At 65.3% G+C, this 17,686-nt stretch carries 16 protein-coding genes; 3 read left to right on the top strand and 13 right to left on the bottom strand.

From position 1 onward, the window contains the following. Positions 1 to 81: 81 nt before the first annotated feature. Positions 82 to 474, top strand: a complete 393-nt coding sequence (gene apaG, locus IVB26_RS02250) for a Co2+/Mg2+ efflux protein ApaG (protein ID WP_246931092.1) — start codon at positions 82 to 84, stop codon at positions 472 to 474. Positions 475 to 1,717: 1,243 nt separating this feature from the next. Here apaG and IVB26_RS02245 read toward each other — a convergent pair. The 3 genes from IVB26_RS02245 to IVB26_RS02235 form a co-directional block, all read right to left on the bottom strand. Then, positions 1,718 to 2,725, bottom strand: coding sequence for an Hsp33 family molecular chaperone (locus tag IVB26_RS02245; RefSeq protein WP_247970427.1), 1,008 nt, complete (start codon positions 2,723 to 2,725; stop codon positions 1,718 to 1,720). Between the two features lie 289 nt (positions 2,726 to 3,014). Further along, positions 3,015 to 3,938, bottom strand: a complete 924-nt coding sequence (gene argF, locus IVB26_RS02240; protein WP_247970426.1) for an ornithine carbamoyltransferase — start codon at positions 3,936 to 3,938, stop codon at positions 3,015 to 3,017. Next, entirely contained in the window at positions 3,938 to 5,146 is a 1,209-nt protein-coding gene (locus IVB26_RS02235; protein WP_247970425.1) for an aspartate aminotransferase family protein, read from the bottom strand. The genes argF and IVB26_RS02235 overlap by 1 nt, the downstream gene beginning before the upstream one ends. A 457-nt stretch (positions 5,147 to 5,603) precedes the next feature. On the opposite strand from IVB26_RS02235, the gene IVB26_RS02230 reads away from it, so the two are divergent. Further along, positions 5,604 to 6,116, top strand: coding sequence for a GcrA family cell cycle regulator (locus tag IVB26_RS02230; protein WP_014491301.1), 513 nt, complete (start codon positions 5,604 to 5,606; stop codon positions 6,114 to 6,116). 240 nt (positions 6,117 to 6,356) lie between these two features. On the opposite strand, the gene phoB is transcribed toward IVB26_RS02230, so the two are convergent. The 10 genes from phoB to IVB26_RS02180 form a co-directional block, all read right to left on the bottom strand. Continuing rightward, positions 6,357 to 7,064: a phosphate regulon transcriptional regulator PhoB gene (phoB, locus tag IVB26_RS02225; RefSeq protein WP_008143479.1), complete on the bottom strand. Its 708-nt coding sequence runs from the start codon at positions 7,062 to 7,064 to the stop codon at positions 6,357 to 6,359. 23 nt (positions 7,065 to 7,087) lie between these two features. Next, positions 7,088 to 7,804 (bottom strand): phosphate signaling complex protein PhoU, encoded by a 717-nt coding sequence (phoU, locus tag IVB26_RS02220; protein ID WP_246928241.1) that lies wholly within the window; start codon positions 7,802 to 7,804, stop codon positions 7,088 to 7,090. Between the two features lie 11 nt (positions 7,805 to 7,815). Further along, entirely contained in the window at positions 7,816 to 8,637 is an 822-nt protein-coding gene (pstB, locus tag IVB26_RS02215) for a phosphate ABC transporter ATP-binding protein PstB (RefSeq protein ID WP_247970424.1), read from the bottom strand. Next, positions 8,634 to 9,485 carry a phosphate ABC transporter permease PstA gene (gene pstA, locus IVB26_RS02210; protein ID WP_247970423.1) on the bottom strand — a complete coding sequence of 284 codons (852 nt, stop codon included), beginning with the start codon at positions 9,483 to 9,485 and terminating at the stop codon, positions 8,634 to 8,636. The genes pstB and pstA overlap by 4 nt, the downstream gene beginning before the upstream one ends. A 4-nt stretch (positions 9,486 to 9,489) precedes the next feature. Then, positions 9,490 to 10,479 (bottom strand): phosphate ABC transporter permease subunit PstC, encoded by a 990-nt coding sequence (gene pstC, locus IVB26_RS02205; protein WP_247973392.1) that lies wholly within the window; start codon positions 10,477 to 10,479, stop codon positions 9,490 to 9,492. Between the two features lie 138 nt (positions 10,480 to 10,617). Beyond that, the gene (pstS, locus tag IVB26_RS02200) at positions 10,618 to 11,631 is read right to left on the bottom strand and encodes a phosphate ABC transporter substrate-binding protein PstS (RefSeq protein ID WP_247970422.1); all 1,014 of its coding nucleotides are present in this window, start codon (positions 11,629 to 11,631) and stop codon (positions 10,618 to 10,620) included. 144 nt (positions 11,632 to 11,775) lie between these two features. Further along, positions 11,776 to 13,074, bottom strand: coding sequence for an ATP-binding protein (locus IVB26_RS02195; protein ID WP_247970421.1), 1,299 nt, complete (start codon positions 13,072 to 13,074; stop codon positions 11,776 to 11,778). Positions 13,075 to 13,108: 34 nt separating this feature from the next. Continuing rightward, positions 13,109 to 14,164, bottom strand: coding sequence for a lysylphosphatidylglycerol synthase domain-containing protein (locus IVB26_RS02190; protein ID WP_247970420.1), 1,056 nt, complete (start codon positions 14,162 to 14,164; stop codon positions 13,109 to 13,111). 456 nt (positions 14,165 to 14,620) lie between these two features. Continuing rightward, positions 14,621 to 14,917 (bottom strand): hypothetical protein, encoded by a 297-nt coding sequence (locus tag IVB26_RS02185; RefSeq protein WP_247973391.1) that lies wholly within the window; start codon positions 14,915 to 14,917, stop codon positions 14,621 to 14,623. Between the two features lie 2 nt (positions 14,918 to 14,919). Next, a complete protein-coding gene (locus IVB26_RS02180; RefSeq protein ID WP_247970419.1) occupies positions 14,920 to 16,314 on the bottom strand; it encodes an OmpA family protein in 1,395 nt (464 codons plus the stop codon). 164 nt (positions 16,315 to 16,478) lie between these two features. On the opposite strand from IVB26_RS02180, the gene IVB26_RS02175 reads away from it, so the two are divergent. After that, complete coding sequence (locus IVB26_RS02175) at positions 16,479 to 17,537, top strand: polysaccharide deacetylase family protein (RefSeq protein ID WP_247970418.1); 1,059 nt, start codon at positions 16,479 to 16,481, stop codon at positions 17,535 to 17,537. Positions 17,538 to 17,686: the final 149 nt, after the last annotated feature.

The following is a 17,686-nucleotide window of genomic DNA, read 5'->3' as shown; positions in this document are numbered from 1 at the left end:
CCTTCGAATCTGGCGGGACGATGTCGCCAAAGCTACCCGCGGCGTTTGGTTCCGGGGCCGGATTTCGGTATGGTAGCAACTATGTACCGCGCCGTGACCCGCCAGATCGAAGTGACCGTCGAGCCGAACTTTGTTCCGGAGCAGTCGTCGGCCGACCGCTCCCGCTACTTCTGGTCCTACACCATCGTCATCACCAATTCCGGCGAGGAGACCGTGCAGCTCAAGACGCGGCACTGGATCATCACCGACGCCTCCGGCCGCCAGCAGGAGGTGAAAGGCGAGGGCGTGGTCGGCGAGCAGCCGATCCTGGCCCCCGGCGAGCGCTTCGAATACACCTCCGGCGTCCCGCTCTCGACCGCCTCCGGCTTCATGACCGGCCGCTACCAGATGGTCACCGAAAGCGGCGAGCGCTTCGAGATCGACGTGCCCGCGTTTTCGCTGGACAGCCCAGACAGCAAGCGGGTGTTGAATTAGGGGTGGTGCTCTCCCGGACGCGCTACGGCACGCAGTGACGCTGCGCAGAGCCGGGACCCAGAACGCGAAACGACGCGCAGTGCCGCGACATGGGCCCCGGCTCTGCAGCGCATCACCCCGGACGATGCTTCGCATCGCCGGGCCCCTGCGCTGCGTCCGGGGCACGAGAGCGGAGTGTGACGTACGTGCTCTCTCCCCGTCATTGCGAGGAGCCCTTGCGACGAAGCAATCCAGAGTGCCGCCGCGGAGGGATTCTGGATTGCTTCCGCCTTCGCCAAGGCTTCGGCGGACAAGTCGCTGCGCTCGCAATGACGGAGGATGAGGTGACAAGTTGCTTCCCCAAGTGACGCTGTCATTCCCGCGAAAGCGGGGAATCCAGTACGCCGCGGCTTCTCGGTTCGATCACGACCGTCTCGGAGTACTGGATCGCCCGGTCAAGCCGGGCGATGACACCACGTGTATGGTGGCAGACATGGCTCTTCGATCTCGCGGCTTGAACCACCCGAGCTTTGCTTCGTCTCGTCCCCCTCTCAAATCCAAGAGGGCACAGGGAAGGCCGGGTGCCGGCAGGCACCCGCGGTCTGCTGCGCGAATAATGCGCAAAGGAGACCGCACAGCAGCATACAGGTGGTGCCGATCACTCGGCCTTCCCTGCGCGATGGTCGGACGGCTTATGCCGTGATCTCCCGGGAGCCGAACTTTCCTCTGGCCTCCCTCACCCCGCGAATTGGATGATGCAGTCTGCCCGGTTGGGCTCGCTCGCACCTTCGCGAAAAGCTTGACCGTAGCAACGACGGCCAGGACCACACGGTTTTGCCGTACGCACGGCCCGCCATGTCGCCGCAGTTTTTCCAGCCCTGTCGACGGAGCCGAAAACTTACAGGCGAGACGAACCTAGCAGCGCCGCTCGTCTGCACGCGGCCGCGGACTCACAGGGACTACCCGCCCTGCCCGCACCTCTCATGCCGACGCTGCCGCGTCCACCGCAAGCCCGGCTCGCGATGCGTGACGACACAAGATCGCCCCTCTTGGATGAGCCGGGATGGACGACACATACGCCGAAACCGAATTTCGGTAAAGCGGAATATTTTTGCGGCGGAGGATTGACAGCGGCGCGACACAGCAAGGTGCCGTAGGGTGGGTTAGCCGAAGGCGTAACCCGCCACCGTGTGCATCCGCAGAAACAAAAGAGGTGGGTTACGCCGAGCAGATGCGCTTCGCGCATCCGCACGGCTAACACACCCTACGCCTCTTCGACGCCTGCCTCGTGGGGCGTGAAATCGTACACCGAGCTGCAGAACTCACACGTCACGACGACCTTGTCGTCCTTGACCATCGCGGCGCGGTCGTCGGGCGAGAAGCTCTTGAGCATCGAGGCAACTGCATCGCGCGAGCAGGAGCACTGCGCCTTGAGGACCATCGGATTGAACACGCGCACGCCGCGCTCGTGGAACAGGCGGAACAGCAGCCGCTCGCCGGAGAGCTCGGGATCGATCAGCTCGACGTCTTCGACCGTCTCGATCAGCGAGCGCGCCTCGACCCAGGCGTCGTCTTCAGTGACGCTGTGCACCTCGATGCCCTCGGGGGCATCGCCGGGATGCAGATCGGCCTGCCGCGCGCGCTCCGGCGCCTTCGGCAGAAACTGCATCAGCATGCCTCCGGCGCGCCAGCGATGCTTGCCGCCGTCGTTCGAGCGCCACTCCTCGCCGACCGCGAGACGCACGCGCGTCGGGATCTGCTCGGAGCGCAGGAAATATTCGTGGGCGGCGTCTTCCAGGCTGCCGCCGTCGAGCGCGACGAGGCCCTGGTAACGGCTCATGTCGGGGCCCTGGTCGATGGTCATGGCGAGATGACCGCGGCCGAGCAGCGTGCCGGAATCCCTGGTATCGCCGAGACGCGCGGCATCGAAACGCGCATAGGCGCGCAGGCGGTCCGGCGCCATGTAGTCGACAACCATGAACGACACCGGGCCGTCGGTCTGGGCCTGCAGGATAAAGCGACCCTCGAATTTCAGCGCGGTGCCAAGCAGCGTCGTCAGCACGATGGCCTCGCCGAGCAGCTTGCCGACCGGCGCCGGGTAATCGTGCTTGGTCAGGATCTCGTCGAGCGCCGGGCCAAGCCGCACCAGCCGGCCACGCACGTCGAGCGCATCGACCTCGTAAGGCAGCACGGCATCATCGATCGGAACCGCCGATGGTGCGCGAACCGGGCCTTCGGGCCCGGTTTTCATGTCAGGGGATTGGAAAACCATGGCGCTTTATCTGGGGTCGGTGGGGGCGGAATGGAAGGGGGCGCGGAGTGGTGTGTTCCGTGCGAGTGAACCGTATCAAGCCACCGCAAACTCGATGTCGTCCCGGGGCGCGCGAAGCGCGAACCCGGGACCCATAACCACAGGATGACGTTGTAGCCGGCGATGACAACTTCGAGTCCTCGCCAAACGACGTCCTGCGGTTATGGGTCCCGGATCGGCGCGCCGCTGCGCGGCGCTTGTCCGGGACGACAGCGGAGAATGGGCCAGCGACGCAGCCCCACCACTGAGATCACTTCACCGCGTCAAAGCACCAGGCCAGAATGCCCTTCTGCGCGTGCAGGCGATTTTCGGCCTCGTCGAACACGACCGATTGCGGGCCGTCGATCACTTCATCAGTGACCTCCTCGCCGCGATGGGCGGGCAGGCAGTGCATGAACAGCGCGTCGGGCTTGGCCAGCGACATCAGCTTGCCGTTGACCTGGTAGGGCTTGAGCACGTTGTGGCGATGCTCGCCTTCCTTGTCGCCCATCGACACCCAGGTGTCGGTGACGACGCAATCGGCGCCGCGCACGGCGGCTTCCGGATCGGTGCCGAGCACGATCGATGCGCCGGTCGTCTTGATGAAGTCGCGCATCGCCTTTTTCGGCGCGAGCTCGGGCGGCGTTGCGACATTGAGCTGGAACTTGAAGCGCTCGGCGGCGTGCGCCCAGGACGCCAGCACGTTGTTGTCGTCGCCGGTCCAGGCCACCGTCTTGCCCTCGATCGGGCCGCGATGCTCCTCATAGGTCATGAGGTCGGCCATCACCTGGCAGGGATGCGAACGCCGCGTCAGGCCGTTGATGACCGGCACGGTGGCGTTGGCCGCAAGCTCCAGCAGCGCCTCGTGATTGAGGATGCGGATCATGATGGCGTCGACATAGCGCGACAGCACGCGCGCGGTGTCGGCGATGGTCTCGCCGCGACCGAGCTGCATCTCGGCGCCGGTGAGCATGATGGGCTCGCCGCCGAGCTGGCGCATGGCGACGTCGAACGACACCCGCGTCCGCGTCGAGGGACGCTCGAAGATCATCGCCAGCGTCTTGCCTTCGAGCGGCCTGACCGGCTGCTGCGCCTTCTGCTTCGCCTTCATGGCGGAGGATGCGGCGAGCATGCGCTTGAGCTCCGACAGCGGGAGTTCGTTGATGTCGAGGAAGTGTTTCGGCGACTTGCTCATCAGCTTGCCACCCGCTTGGTCAAACTGGACGAGATCGCAGCGCAGGCGCGCTCGAGCCTGATGACGCTGTCCTCGATCTCGGCCTCGGTGACGATCAGAGGCGGCAGGAAGCGCACGACATTGTCGCCCGCGCCGACGGTGAGCAGTTTCTCGCCGCGCAAGGCGGCCACGAGATCGCCCGACGGCACAACGGCCTTGATGCCGATCAGCAGGCCCTCGCCGCGGACTTCGCTGACGACATCGGGATGGCGGTCGATCACGGAGGCGAGCTTCTGCTTGAGCAGCAACGACATCTTCTGCACGTGGTCGAAGAAGCCGGGCTCGAGCATGACGTCGAGCACCGCATTGGCCGCCGAGATCGCCAGCGGATTGCCGCCGAAGGTCGAGCCGTGCGAACCGGGCCCCATGCCGGAAGCCGCATCCGCGGTCGCCAGCACCGCGCCGATCGGGAAGCCGCCGCCGAGCGCCTTCGCCAGCGACATCACGTCAGGTGTGACGCCGGTGCGCCTGTAAGCGAAGAGATCGCCGCTGCGGCCCATGCCGGTCTGCACCTCGTCGAATGCGAGCAGCAGGCCCTTCTCGTCGCAAAGCTGGCGCAGCGCCTTGAGGAAAGAAGGCGTCGCCGAGCGCACGCCGCCCTCGCCCTGGATCGGCTCGATCAGGATGCCGGCAGTGTCGGGGCCGATCGCTTTCTTCACGGCTTCGAGGTCACCATGCGGGACCTGGTCGAAACCGTCCATCGGCGGGCCAAAACCTTCGAGATATTTTGCAGAGCCGGTCGCCGCGAGCGTTGCCAGCGTACGGCCATGGAACGCGCCTTCGAAGGTGATGATGCGGTAGCGCTCGGGATGGCCCTTGGAGAAGTGATGATGGCGGACCAGCTTGATCACACCCTCCAGCGCTTCGGCGCCGGAATTGCAGAAGAACACGAAGTCCGCGAAGCTTTCATTGCACAGGCGCACGGCGAGCTTCTCGCCGTCCGGGCTCTGAAACAGGTTCGACATGTGCCAGAGCCTGGTCGCCTGCTCCTGCAGCGCCTTGATCAGATGCGGGTGGCAATGGCCGAGCGCATTCACAGCGACTCCCGAGGTGAAATCGAGATAGCGATCGCCATTGGTCGCGATCAGCCAGCAGCCTTCGCCGCGTTCGAAACCGAGGTCGGCCCTGGCGAAAACGGGGAGCAAATGCGGCGCTGCGCTGTTAGTCATGACGATCACTTGAATGTTGCGGACGGTGTGACGCGTGCATTGCGCAACGCACCATTGACCGGCCCGGAAAACGAAACGTGCCGCCTTTTAAGGGCGGCACGCAGGACTATCTTATGCTTGGCAAGACGGGTGTCAATGCCGCCCGGAAAGCCTCAGGAAACGCTGAATCCGTAGTCTTGCGGTGCCGATTTTGCGGGTTTTCACCACGGAACATGTGGAAGCGAGTCGGCGGACTCTTGCGCGGGAGTCACGCCATATTGTAGCGTTTGGATTGTCAGATACGACATCTCGTGCAGCGGTTCTGATCCCAAGAGTCCTCTTGTACCGGCGTAAACGTTCGGGCGTCAGTCACGCGCCCGGCGAGCCTTAAGGGATTCTGACGGCACGGGTTTTTGAAGGCTTAGGCATTCGCTGCAAGGCCCCAGGATGGCTGGCCGGCAGCGAGGGAAAGGGTGCAATGACGGTTTTGACCTGGTCCGATGATCGCGTCGAGCAGCTGAAAAAGCTCTGGGAGGCCGGACTTTCGGCCAGCCAGATCGCAGCAGAGCTCGGCAATGTGACCCGCAATGCCGTGATCGGCAAAGTGCACAGGCTCGGTCTGTCCGGCCGCGCCAAGAGCCCTTCGTCGGCAGCGCCCCGCCCGCGCAAGGCGCGTCCCGCGCAGCACATGATGCGCGTGACCCGCCCCATTGCGCGCGGCAACACCGCGCTGGCGCAGGCCTTCGAGGTCGAGGTGGAGGCAGAGCCTGTCACCTACGACAACGTGGTGCCGATGAGCCAGAGGTTGTCGCTGCTCGAGCTGAACGAGGCGACCTGCCACTGGCCGGTCGGCGATCCCTCGAGCCCGGATTTCTTCTTCTGCGGCGGCAAGGCGCTCTCCGGCCTGCCCTATTGCGCCCAGCACTCGCGCGTGGCGTATCAGCCCGCGGCGGACCGTCGTCGTGCACCGGCCAAGCCGGGCCCGCGGTAAGCTTGTTCTGAGATCAAGAGAGAGCCGTCATCTGATGATGGCTCAACAAACTCGATGTCGTCCCGGACAAGCGCGCCACAAGCGCGCGCAGATCCGGGACCCATAGCCACCGCAAGATGTGGTTACGGGGACTCGGAGTTACCTTTTCGCAAAAACAACCGCTGCCTGTGGTTATGGGTCCCGGATCGGCGCTTCGCTTGTCCGGGACGACACCGACGTTGTGGCAACAGCCCGCAAACCTTACGTCTGCTCAGCCTTCGCGAAGCGATCATCCAGCGCGTAGCCGGCGCCGCGGACGGTGCGGATCGGGTCCTGCTCGCGGCCGAGATTGAGCAGCTTGCGCAGGCGGCCGATATGGACGTCGACGGTGCGCTCGTCGATGTAGATGTCGCGGCCCCAGACGCTGTCGAGCAGCTGCTCGCGCGAGAACACGCGGCCGGGATGCTCCAGGAAGAACTCCAGCAGCCGATATTCGGTCGGGCCGAGATCAATCGGCCGGCCCGAGCGCGCGACGCGACGCTTGTCGCGATCGAGCTCGATATCGCCATAGGCGAGCACGGTGGCGAGCCGCTCGGGGCTGGCGCGCCTGAGCAGACCCTTCACGCGCGCCAAAAGCTCCGGCACCGAGAACGGCTTGACGATGTAGTCGTCGGCGCCGGTCGCAAGACCGCGTACGCGCTCGCTCTCCTCGCCGCGCGCGGTGAGCATGATGATCGGCAGCTGCTTGGTCTCGGGGCGGGTGCGCAGGCGGCGGCACAGCTCGATGCCTGACAGGCCCGGCAGCATCCAGTCGAGCACGATCAGGTCGGGAATGTGCTCCTTGAGGCGGGTGTCGGCGTCGTCGCCGCGCATGACCGTCTCGACGTCATAGCCGTCGCCCTCGAGGTTGTAGCGAAGAAGCTCGGTGAGAGCTTCCTCGTCCTCAACCACCATAATGCGTGCGCCCATGGTGTCGTCGCTCCTTGAGGTCTTCAGCTATTCGGGATCGTCGTGGCGAAGGTGGTCATGTCGCCCTTCGGCCGCTTGTCGGTGATCGCCTGGCCCTCGATCATGTAGAACACGGTCTCGGCGATGTTGGTGGCGTGGTCGCCGATCCGCTCGATGTTCTTGGCGCAGAACATCAGATGGATGCAGAACGAGATGTTGCGCGGATCCTCCATCATGTAGGTGAGGAGCTCGCGGAACAGCGAGGTGCAGATCGCGTCGACTTCCTCGTCGCCCTTCCACACCGCCATCGCCGCCGGCAGATCGTGCGCGGCATAGGCGTCCAGCACCGACTTGACCTGCTGCTGCACGAGGTCGGTCATGTGCTCCAGGCCGCGGAACAGCTTCAGCGGATGGAAGTCGGTCTCCAGCGCGGCGACGCGCTTGCCCATGTTCTTGGCGAGGTCGCCGATCCGCTCAAGGTCGGTCGCAACGCGCATGGCGCCGACGATCTCGCGCAGATCGACCGCCATCGGCTGGCGGCGGGCGATGGTGAGCACGGCGCGTTCCTCGATGCGCTTCTGCAGCGCGTCGAGCTCGGCGTCGATGGTGACGACGCGCTGGCCGAGCGCGACGTCGCGGCGGATCAGCGCGTCGACGGATTCGACGATCATGCGCTCGGCGATCCCGCCCATCTCGGCGACCAGGCGGGTGAGCTCCTGGAGGTCGGTGTCGAAAGCCTTGGCGGTATGTTCAGTACCCATGTTCCGTCTCCTCAGCCGAACCGGCCGGTGATGTAATCCTGCGTGCGCCGGTCGGTCGGCGACGTGAAGATCTTGCTGGTGTCGTCGAACTCGATCAGCTCGCCGAGATACATGAAGGCGGTCTTGTCGGAGACGCGCGCCGCCTGCTGCATGTTGTGGGTGACGATCGCGATCGTGTAGTTGTCGGACAGTTCCTGGATCAGCTCCTCGACCTTGGCGGTCGAGATCGGATCCAGTGCCGAGCAGGGCTCGTCGAACAGGATCACCTCGGGCCGCACCGCGACGGTGCGCGCGATGCAGAGGCGCTGCTGCTGACCGCCGGAGAGCGACAGGCCGGAGGCGTTGAGCTTGTCCTTGACCTCGTTCCACAGCGCGCCGCCACGCAGCGCCTTCTCGACGCGGTCGTCCATCTCGGACTTCGAGATCTTCTCGTAGAGGCGGATGCCGAAGGCGATGTTCTCGTAGATCGTCATCGGGAACGGCGTCGGCTTCTGGAACACCATGCCGACTCGGGCGCGCAGCAAATTGAGGTCCAGCCTGGCGTCGAGGATGTTGGTCTGGTCGAGCATCAGCTGGCCGGTGGCGCGCTGGCCCGGATAAAGATCATACATCCGGTTGAAGATGCGCAGCAGGGTCGACTTGCCGCAACCGGACGGGCCGATGAAGGCCGTGACACGGTGGGTGCCGAGCGCCAGATTGATGTTCTTCAGCGCATGGTGCTCACCGTAGTAGAAGTTGAGGTTGCGCGCGGTGACCTTGGCCGGTGCCTCGGGCAGCGGTTGCGAGCCGGGATGAACGGTCGGCGCGCTCACGGAAACAGACATTTCACTCATTTTGCAGTCCTCTCGGCGCCGATGATGCGCGCGCCAATGTTCAGGGCAAGCACGGTCAGGGTGATCAGCAGCGCACCGCTCCAGGCGAGCTGCTTCCAATAGGCGTAAGGGCTCTGGACGAAATTGTTGATCGTGACCGGCAGGTTGGCCATCGTCTTGTCCAGGCCGAGGCTGAAGAACTGGTTCGACAGCGCTGTGAACAGCAGCGGCGCGGTCTCGCCGGCGACGCGGGCGGTGGCGAGCAGCACGCCGGTGATGAGGCCCGAGCGTGCCGCGCGATAGGCGATGCGCTTGATGACCAGCGAACGCGGAAGGCCCAATGCGCTGGCGGCTTCCCGCAGCGGATTCGGCACCAGCAGCAGCATGTCCTCCGTGGTGCGTACCACCACCGGGATGACGATGACCGCGAGTGCCAGCGCGCCGGCGATCGCCGAGAAGCCGCGCATCGGCACCACCACCGCGCCGTAGATGAACAGGCCGATGATGATCGAGGGCGCCGACAAGAGGATGTCGTTGATGAAACGGATCACCGAGGTCAGCTTGTCGTTGCGGCCGTACTCGGCGAGATAGGTGCCGGCGAACAGGCCGAGCGGTGCGCCGATGCCGACGCCGAGCACGGTCATGATGATCGAGCCGACGATGGCGTTGCGCAGGCCGCCCTCGGTCGAGCCGGGCGGCGGCGTGTCGGCGGTGAAGACCTGAAGGTTCAGGCCAGCGAGGCCGTTGTAGAGCAGCGTGATCAGGATCAGCGCGAGCCAGGTGACGCCGAAGGCGGCCGCGGCGAAGCAGAGCCCGCGGATGACGATGTCCTTGCGGCGGCGGCGCGAATAGATCGGATTGAGGGCCATGACGTTAGTTCCCCGCTTTCTTGTCCAGCCGCATCAGCATCAGCCGCGCGGCGGCCAGCACGAAGAACGTCAGCACGAACAGCAACAGGCCGAGCAGGATCAGGCCGGACTGGTGCAGGCCATCGCTCTCGGCGAACTCGGAGGCGATCGCCGCCGAGATCGTGGTGCCCGGTGCGAAGATCGACGAGGAGATGCGGAACGAGTTGCCGATGATGAAGGTCACCGCCATGGTCTCGCCGAGCGCGCGGCCCAGCGCCAGCATGACGCCGCCGATGATGCCGACGCGGGTGTAGGGGATCACCACGCTGCGCACGACTTCCCAGGTGGTGCAGCCGACGCCGTAGGCGGCCTCCTTCAGCACCGGCGGCACCGTCTTGAACACGTCGACCGAGATCGAGGTGATGAAGGGCAGCACCATGATGGCGAGGATCAGCGCGGCATTGAACGTGCTGAGATAGGACGGGGGACCTGCGAAGATCGCGCCCAGCACGGGGACGCCGTCGAAGATCTTGATCATGAAGGGCTGGAAGGTGTTGGCCAGGAACGGGCCCAGCACGAAGAAGCCCCACATGCCGTAGATGATCGAGGGAATGCCGGCGAGCAGCTCGATCGCCATGCCGATCGGGCGGCGCAGCCATTGCGGGCAGAGCTCGGTGAGGAAGATCGCAATGCCGAGACCGACCGGAATGGCGATCAGCATCGCGATGAAGGAGGTGACCAGCGTGCCGTACATCGGCCCGAGCGCGCCGAGCACGGGCGGATCGGCCGACGGCGCCCAGCGCTGCGTCCACAGGAAGGAAAGGCCGTATTCCCTGATCGCCGGGAACGCACCGACGATCAGCGAGAGGATGATCCCGCCGAGGATCAACAGCACCGAGATCGCGGACAGCCGCGTGATCCAGTAGAAGGTGACGTCGCCGAGCTTGAACGCGCTCAAGGCCTTGGCGCGGTCATACGGTCCGGCGTCGTCGATGATATCGCTCTGAACGGCCATTTCTGCCACGCCGATCCCCTGTGCCCGTTATATACGCTTGTTGCCGGTTCTTTTGGTCTTGCGCTCCGGACACGGCGTAAGGCCGATCCGGAGCGGAGGTTTTTCGAGCTCCCGGAGTGATGTCCGGGCAAGGAGCGGTTAGCTCTTGATCTCGGCAGCCCAGGTCTTCTCGATCAGCTGGACGACGCTGTCCGGCATCGGGATGTAGTCGAGCTCCTCGGCCGCCTTGCCGCCGCTCTTGAAGGCCCAGCGGAAGAACTTGATGGCTTCCTGCGAGGCCGCCTTGTCGGTGGCGGACTTGTGCATCAGGATGAAGGTCGCCGCGGTGATCGGCCAGGACTTCTCGCCGGGCTGGTCGGTCAGGATGACGTAGTAGCCGGGCGCCTTGGCCCAGTCGGCGTTGGAGGCGGCCGCCTGGAACGCTTCGACGGTCGGCTGCACCGGCTTGCCGGCCTTGTTGACGAGACCGGTGTAGGTCAGCTTGTTCTGCTTGGCATAGGCGTACTCGACGTACCCGATCGAGTTCTTGGTCTGGCTGATGTTGCCCGACACGCCTTCGTTGCCCTTGGCGCCGACGCCGACCGGCCACTCGACCGCGGTGCCCTCACCGACCTTGCTCTTCCAGTCCGCGCTGGCCTTGGAGAGGTAGTTGGTGAAGTTGAAGGTGGTGCCCGAACCGTCCGAGCGGCGGACGACGGTGATCGCCTCCGAGGGCAGCTTCGCGTTCGGATTGAGCTTCTTGATCGCGGCGTCATCCCACTTGGTGATCTTGCCGAGATAGATGCTGGCCAGGGTCTCGCCGTCGAACACCAGTTCGCCGGGCTTCACGCCCTCGAGGTTGACGACGGGAACGATGGCGCCCATCACCATCGGCCACTGGACGAGGCCGTCCTTCTCGAGCTGCTCGGCCTTGAGCGGCGCATCGCTGGCGCCGAAGGTCACGGTCTTGGCCTGGATCTGCTTGATGCCGCCGCCGGAGCCGATCGACTGGTAGTTCAGACCGTTGCCGGTCTCCTTCTTGTAGGCGTCAGCCCACTTCGAATAGATCGGGAACGGGAACGTCGCGCCTGCACCGGTGATGTCGGCAGCAAAGGCCGCCGTCGCCGACGCGGCGACCAAGCCGGCAGCGACGATCGTTTTGAGGAAATTCATGCTGGTCTCCATACAGGGGAGCGAAGCGCCATCAGCGCCCGATCGCGCTCCCCAAGCCGCCCGTTTAGGAGCGGTCGGCTGTGCTTTTACGAAGGTTTCGTGACAGCCGGATGACACCATCAAACGATTGAAATCGCTCGATTTTTAGATCTGAGCCGGGGCCTTCGCCTGGGGAAAACAGGCGCTGAAAGTGGCGCCCTGTCTGGGCACGCTTTCGATCAAAAGCCGGCCGCGATGGCGATTAAGAATATGTTTCACCAGCGATAATCCGAGCCCGGTCCCGCCTTGCGAGCGGCTGTCGCCGACATCCACCCGGTAGAACCGCTCGGTCAGCCGTGGCAGGTGCTCGGGCGCGATCCCGGGGCCGAAATCGCGGACCATGATCCGGATTTCCTGCGTTCCATCAGTGGCCGCGCCCGAGGTCAGCGACACGATGACGCGTCCGCCGGAGGCGCCGTATTTGAGCGCGTTCTCGATCAAATTCTCGAACAGGCGGAGCAGCTCCTCGCGGTCACCCGCGATCATCACCGGGCTGTCAGGCAAATGGATCTCGACCTCGACCTGGCGCTCGCGCGCCAGCGGCTCGAGCCCGTCGGCGACCTGGCGGATGATCGGCAGCAGGTCGACCAGGGTGTCGGGCCGGACATGCGCCGACAGCTCGACCCGCGACAGCGACAACAGATCGTCGATCAGGCGCGCCATGCGGGTGGCCTGGTTGTGCATGATGCCGAGGAAGCGCTCGCGCGCCTTGGGATCGTCCTTGGCCTGGCCCTGGAGCGTGTCGATGAAGCCCGACAGCGCGGCGAGCGGCGTGCGCAGCTCGTGGCTGGCATTGGCGACGAAGTCGGCGCGCATCTCCTCGACCCGCCGCAGCGGCGTCTGGTCGTGAAAGGTCATCAGCATGCATTTGTCGGCGCCGCCGAAGCTGGTCGGCACCGGCACCGGCGTGATCATGAGCTCCAGCCAGCGATCCACCGGAACATGATCGAGATAGGTCGCGCGCCGGGGCTCGGTGGTCGCGATCGCTTCGCGCAGCGCCGTGATGATCTCCGGCGAGCGCAGCGCGAACTGGGCGAGCTCGTTCCGGCGCAGCGCCGGCGCGAGCTGGGCGGCAGCGGCATTGAGGTGGATGACGCGGCCGGCACGGTCGAGCAGCACCGCCGGATCCGGCATGCCGGCGACGACCGCGGCCACCGCCGCGCTCTCGACCGGGTTGATGCGCCTGACATCGTCGCGCGAGGCGGCGGGATCATGCAGGCGCCACGGGATCAGTGCCGCGGCCGCGATGCAGAGGAACACGATCGCGGCGTGCAGCGCCGACAATTCGCCGAGCGAGACGACGACGGACAGCGCCAGCGCAGCAGCGATCAGGATGATGGTCGAGTGCCGCAGCCGGTCGGACCAGGGCTGGGCGGAGGGAGAAGAGGGGGCGTCGATCGCCATCGGGGCGGACTTCTCCTGGGGGCTTGTCTTAGAGCTAGGCGCCGCTGTCGCTACGCTCTCTCACATAGGCGGCTTCACGCGCCGGACCGGGGTCGAGCTTGAGCGCCGCCTGCTGCAAGCGCTTCGATCGTGCGCCGATCATAACTTCGCGAAACGTCAGCAAGATTACAGATATGACGAAGGGGGACAGATAATAGAGGACGCGGAACAGCAACATGCCGCCCAGAAGCTCCTCGCGGTCCATCTGCCAGAGGCCGACGAGCATGGCGGCGTCGAACACCCCTAGCCCGCCAGGCGAGTGGCTGGCGAACCCGAGCAGCGTCGCCGAGACGAAGATCACCGCGACCACCACGAAGCCGAGATTGGGCTCGTCCGGGACCAGCACGTACATCGCGAGCGCGCAGAAGCCGAGATCGATGATGCCGATCGCGATCTGGAGCAGCGTCAGCGCGCCGCCCGGCAGCACCACGGTCCAGGGTCCGCGGCCGACCACGCGCGGCTGGGTCGAGACCCAGACCACGTAGCCGACCAGCCCCACGATGATCGTCAGCGCCAGCGTCCGGTTCAGCCACGGCGGAAGCTGGTCGATCGAGGCGGCGGCCTCCGGATGATAGGCGATGCCGAGGCCGAGCACGGCGGCATTGCCGAGCCAGAAGGTCAGGCCGGCGAGGAAGCAGATCTTTGCGACGTCGATCGCGTTCAACCCGTAGGCCGAATAGATGCGATATCGCACCGCGCCGCCGGTGAAGACGGATGCACCGACATTGTGGCCGATCGAATAGCTGGTGAAGGCCGCCAGCGCGTTGATGCGGTAGGGCACGTGGGCGTGGCCGATCGCGCGCGTGGCGAACAGGTCGTAGAAGGTCAGGGTGAAATAGCCCGCAGCGACGAACAGCGCCGCCATCGCAATCTGGCTCGGCTCGGTGCTCTTGATCGCTTCGAGGACCTCGTTGAAATCGATGCCCCGCAGCATGTGGTACAGCACATAGCAAGCGACGCCGATGACCGCGACGCTGATCACAACTCCAAGCTTATGCAGGATTTGCTTCTGGCGCAGAAACGTCGTCGCCCTGCGGATGGCTTCCAGCATCTAGACCTCGAACAACGCTTCAGCGGCCAGGGTGGCCGGCGAACGGGCGGACGACGCACAGGCACTCAACGAACCCTCGCCGCCGGCTCCGGTATCGCGCATGCCCCCTGCCCTTCCACTAGCGCGTTTTCGGGCCGAGTGGAATTCGCCAATTCGAACAAAAACACGTGCATTCAATATTTTAGACAGGGTCGGGGCTCCTGATGCACGGTTTGGCGCCTTCGGCGGCAGACTTGAGGCGAATCTCCATGGCGATCCTGCGCAGGCGCCGTGAAGGTTTGATGATTTCGGCCGTACAATGTTCCGTCACGTCTTAAGCCGACGTCAATCTATGGGCGGCGGCCGCCTGTTGAAAGAGGGCGGATTTTCCGATGCGCCGGAAGGTCGCGGGCGCGAAAGGTGGGCCCAGGAGCGGCCAGACCGCCGCGCCGGTCCGATCCTCGGGGGCCGAAAGGATCAGGCCGCCGGCATGCTGCGCGAGACCACGCGGTCCCGCAGCCAGGCGCCGATGGTGCAGCCGACGAGGTAGCAGGCGAACATGATCAGGCCGAGGTCGAGCCAATAGCCGAAGCGGCCGGGGACGACGCGGGCGAACGAGGCCGCGACCAGGGCGGCGGCAAGCGCGGCGAGCCAGCGCGCCGTCACCTTCGAGGTGCCGTTGCCGCGCTGGACCACCGAAATCCAGCCCATGCAAAAGCCCAGCAGCACCGAGCCGATCAGCCAACCCAGATGAAACGAGACGAGATAGGGCATCATCACCTCACCAGAAATTCGATGCGGCGGTTCTTCGCCTTGCCGTCGTCAGTGTCGTTGCCGGCGACGGGCTGCGTGCTGCCATGGCCGACCGCGGTGAAGCGGCTGGCGGGCAGGCCGGCCTTGACCAGATAGTCGATCACCGCCTGCGCGCGCTTCTCCGAGAGAGCTCGGTTGAAGCCGTCCTCGCCGTCGGCATCGGTATGCCCGGCAACCTCGATATTGGTGTTGGGGCAGCGCAGCGCCGTCTCGATCAGATGATCGAGGATGGCGGCGGAGTCCGGATCGATGTCGGCGCGCTTGGCTGCAAAGCGGATCTTGCCCTTGGCCAGGAGGTCCGTGAACAATTGCTGGCACACGGTGCCGTCGACCGGCCCCGCCGCAGGCTTCACGGTGATCTCCGGCTTGTACTGCCAGTTCTTCGGGAAGTCCTTGCCGAGACCTGCACGGATGTCATTGGCGGCCCCCTCGTAGAGGGCATCGCCCGACAGCTTCACTTCGCGGTCGGAGACGACGAGCGTGCCGGTCGACAGTCGCGACAGCGCGCCGAGCGCTGCGACCACGGCCGTGTTGAAGGAGCCGGGCGCACCGATGCTGGCCTTGAGATTGTCGACGACCTTTTCGGTGAAGAATTTTCGCGAGGCGCTGGTTGCGATCGCCGCATGCACATTGTTGTCCGGAACGTAGCCGGTCAGCGTCACCGTCGCGGCAACCGGATCCTTGTACGCCTGGAAGATATAGGGCGGCGCCTTGACGTCGTTGGCGGCGACCGAAAAGCCCTCGGGCAGGTTCTTCAGCGCAGCTGCGATCGCTTCGCGGCCGCCGAGCTCGCGCGCCATGCCCGACAGATTGACCTGGGTGTCCGTGATCGTGATCTTGCCGTCCTTCAGCTTGCCGATCTGGTCCAGCAACAGCATGGCGGCGGCTTCGAACCGCGGCGGCGCGCCGCGCGCCAGACCCATCTGGTCGGCCACCTCGGCGCCGCCGACCTCCTTGCGGGCCGCCTCGGTGAGCCGGCCCTTCATCGAGGGCAAGGGCGCGGAGCCCGACAGCGTCACCCGCACCACGTCGCGCTCGGCGTTCCAGACGAAGGGCTTGGCCTCGGGAACAAGGCGGGTCCGGTCGTCCACCAGGCGCACGCCGGGGACGGTCTCGACCGCCGTCACGGCGTCGCGGCGCCCCTCCTCGGAGAAGGCGTCCGCAGCCAGGCTGACGTCGCGGCCGTCGACCGCGATCCGGGCCTTGTCTAGAACGGTGCCCTTGAGTGCGGCCGTGCTGCGGGCCGACAGGTCGGCTTCGACCGGTAAGGTATTATTCCAGGCCGCAAATCCCCACATGACGGCCAGGAGAATCAACCCCGGCCACCATTTGCTGGCCCACCTGTAAAGCTTCTGCATTCGACGACCCGAACTCTGGAACCGGAGACAAAACAAACCCTTGGCGGGCTGTCAAACCGGAAATGGCGCCCTTCCGAAGGCATCGGCTGGACAATCGGAATAACTTTTTCTTCAAGGGTTCTTCCGTAAGTTGAAAGCGGAATGCCAGAGTCCCCCAGCCGCTCATGAAACAACTGCGTAACAACGTCATCCGCGCCGGGCTGGGAGCACTTTACTTCAGCGGGGCGCACCACCTGCTGCGCCCGCTTTTGTCGGGTGTCGGTGCCATTTTCATGCTGCACCACGTCCGGCCGGCCCGTGAGGCCGAGTTCCAGCCGAACCGGCATCTCGAGGTCACCCCCGAATTCCTGCGCGCCACGCTGTGCCATCTGCGGTCGCGCGACATCGACATCATCAGCATGGACGAGCTGCATGAGCGGCTGGTGCAGGGCCGGTTCGACCGCCGTTTCGCTGCCTTCACCTTCGACGACGGCTATCGCGACAATCTGGACCATGCCCTGCCCGTGCTGCGCGAATTCGACGCCCCTCTGGCGGTCTACGTCGCGAGCGACTTTGCCGAGGGCACCGGACGGCTGTGGTGGGTGGCGCTGGAGGCCGTGATCGCCAAGGCCGAGCAGATCGACATTAAAATCGGCCATTCTGCGCTGCGGCTCGATGCCACGACGCCCGCGGCCAAGCAGGCAGCGTTCGACCGCCTGCACGACTGGCTGCGCGCGCTGCCGGGCGAGCACGATCTCAAGCGCGAGATCGAGGCGCTCTGCGCGATGCACGACGTCGACATGGCCGCGCTGTGCCGCAGCCTCTGCCTGTCCTGGGCCGAGGTGAAGACATTCGCCGCCGATCCGCTGGTCACGATCGGCGCGCACAGCGTCAGCCATTGCAATCTCGCCAAGCTGGCGGAAGACATCGCCGCGCAAGAATTGGCCACGAGCCGCGCGCGGATCGAGCAGGCGCTGGAGCGCCCCGTGCTGCATCTCGCCTATCCCTATGGCGACCGCGAGGCGGCGGGGATGCGCGAATTCGGCCTCGCTGCAACGGCGGGCTTCAAGACCGCGGTGACGACGCGGCCCGGCATGCTATTCCCGGACAATGCCGGCCAGATGACCGCGCTGCCGCGCGTCTCGCTCAACGGCAACTACCAGGACGCGCGAATCCTGCCGGTGTTGACCTCGGGCGCCGCGACCGCGATGTGGAACGGTTTCCGCCGGATCGCGGCGGCCTGATCCATCCGCACGATTAGACCTCATCCTGAGGAGCGCTCCAAAGGAGCGCGTCTCGAAGGATTGCCCGCATCCTTCGAGACGCGCTGACGCGCTCCTCAGGATGAGGGCGGAGTTGGCAGCCCCTTCCTTGACTCCCCTCCCCTCCCCGC

The sequence above is a fragment of the Bradyrhizobium sp. 195 genome (genome assembly GCF_023101665.1).
In the GTDB taxonomy this organism is placed as follows: Bacteria; Pseudomonadota; Alphaproteobacteria; order Rhizobiales; family Xanthobacteraceae; genus Bradyrhizobium.
This window is presented reverse-complemented; position numbering and strand designations above follow the sequence as displayed.

Coding starts and splice junctions, on each gene's coding strand:
- apaG (WP_246931092.1), top strand. CDS start 82: ATGTACCGCGCCGTGACCCGCCAGATCGAAGTGACCGTCGAGCCGAAC.
- IVB26_RS02245 (WP_247970427.1), bottom strand. CDS start 2,725: ATGGTTTTCCAATCCCCTGACATGAAAACCGGGCCCGAAGGCCCGGTT.
- argF (WP_247970426.1), bottom strand. CDS start 3,938: ATGAGCAAGTCGCCGAAACACTTCCTCGACATCAACGAACTCCCGCTG.
- IVB26_RS02235 (WP_247970425.1), bottom strand. CDS start 5,146: ATGACTAACAGCGCAGCGCCGCATTTGCTCCCCGTTTTCGCCAGGGCC.
- IVB26_RS02230 (WP_014491301.1), top strand. CDS start 5,604: ATGACGGTTTTGACCTGGTCCGATGATCGCGTCGAGCAGCTGAAAAAG.
- phoB (WP_008143479.1), bottom strand. CDS start 7,064: ATGGGCGCACGCATTATGGTGGTTGAGGACGAGGAAGCTCTCACCGAG.
- phoU (WP_246928241.1), bottom strand. CDS start 7,804: ATGGGTACTGAACATACCGCCAAGGCTTTCGACACCGACCTCCAGGAG.
- pstB (WP_247970424.1), bottom strand. CDS start 8,637: ATGAGTGAAATGTCTGTTTCCGTGAGCGCGCCGACCGTTCATCCCGGC.
- pstA (WP_247970423.1), bottom strand. CDS start 9,485: ATGGCCCTCAATCCGATCTATTCGCGCCGCCGCCGCAAGGACATCGTC.
- pstC (WP_247973392.1), bottom strand. CDS start 10,479: ATGGCCGTTCAGAGCGATATCATCGACGACGCCGGACCGTATGACCGC.
- pstS (WP_247970422.1), bottom strand. CDS start 11,631: ATGAATTTCCTCAAAACGATCGTCGCTGCCGGCTTGGTCGCCGCGTCG.
- IVB26_RS02195 (WP_247970421.1), bottom strand. CDS start 13,074: ATGGCGATCGACGCCCCCTCTTCTCCCTCCGCCCAGCCCTGGTCCGAC.
- IVB26_RS02190 (WP_247970420.1), bottom strand. CDS start 14,164: ATGCTGGAAGCCATCCGCAGGGCGACGACGTTTCTGCGCCAGAAGCAA.
- IVB26_RS02185 (WP_247973391.1), bottom strand. CDS start 14,917: ATGCCCTATCTCGTCTCGTTTCATCTGGGTTGGCTGATCGGCTCGGTG.
- IVB26_RS02180 (WP_247970419.1), bottom strand. CDS start 16,314: ATGCAGAAGCTTTACAGGTGGGCCAGCAAATGGTGGCCGGGGTTGATT.
- IVB26_RS02175 (WP_247970418.1), top strand. CDS start 16,479: ATGAAACAACTGCGTAACAACGTCATCCGCGCCGGGCTGGGAGCACTT.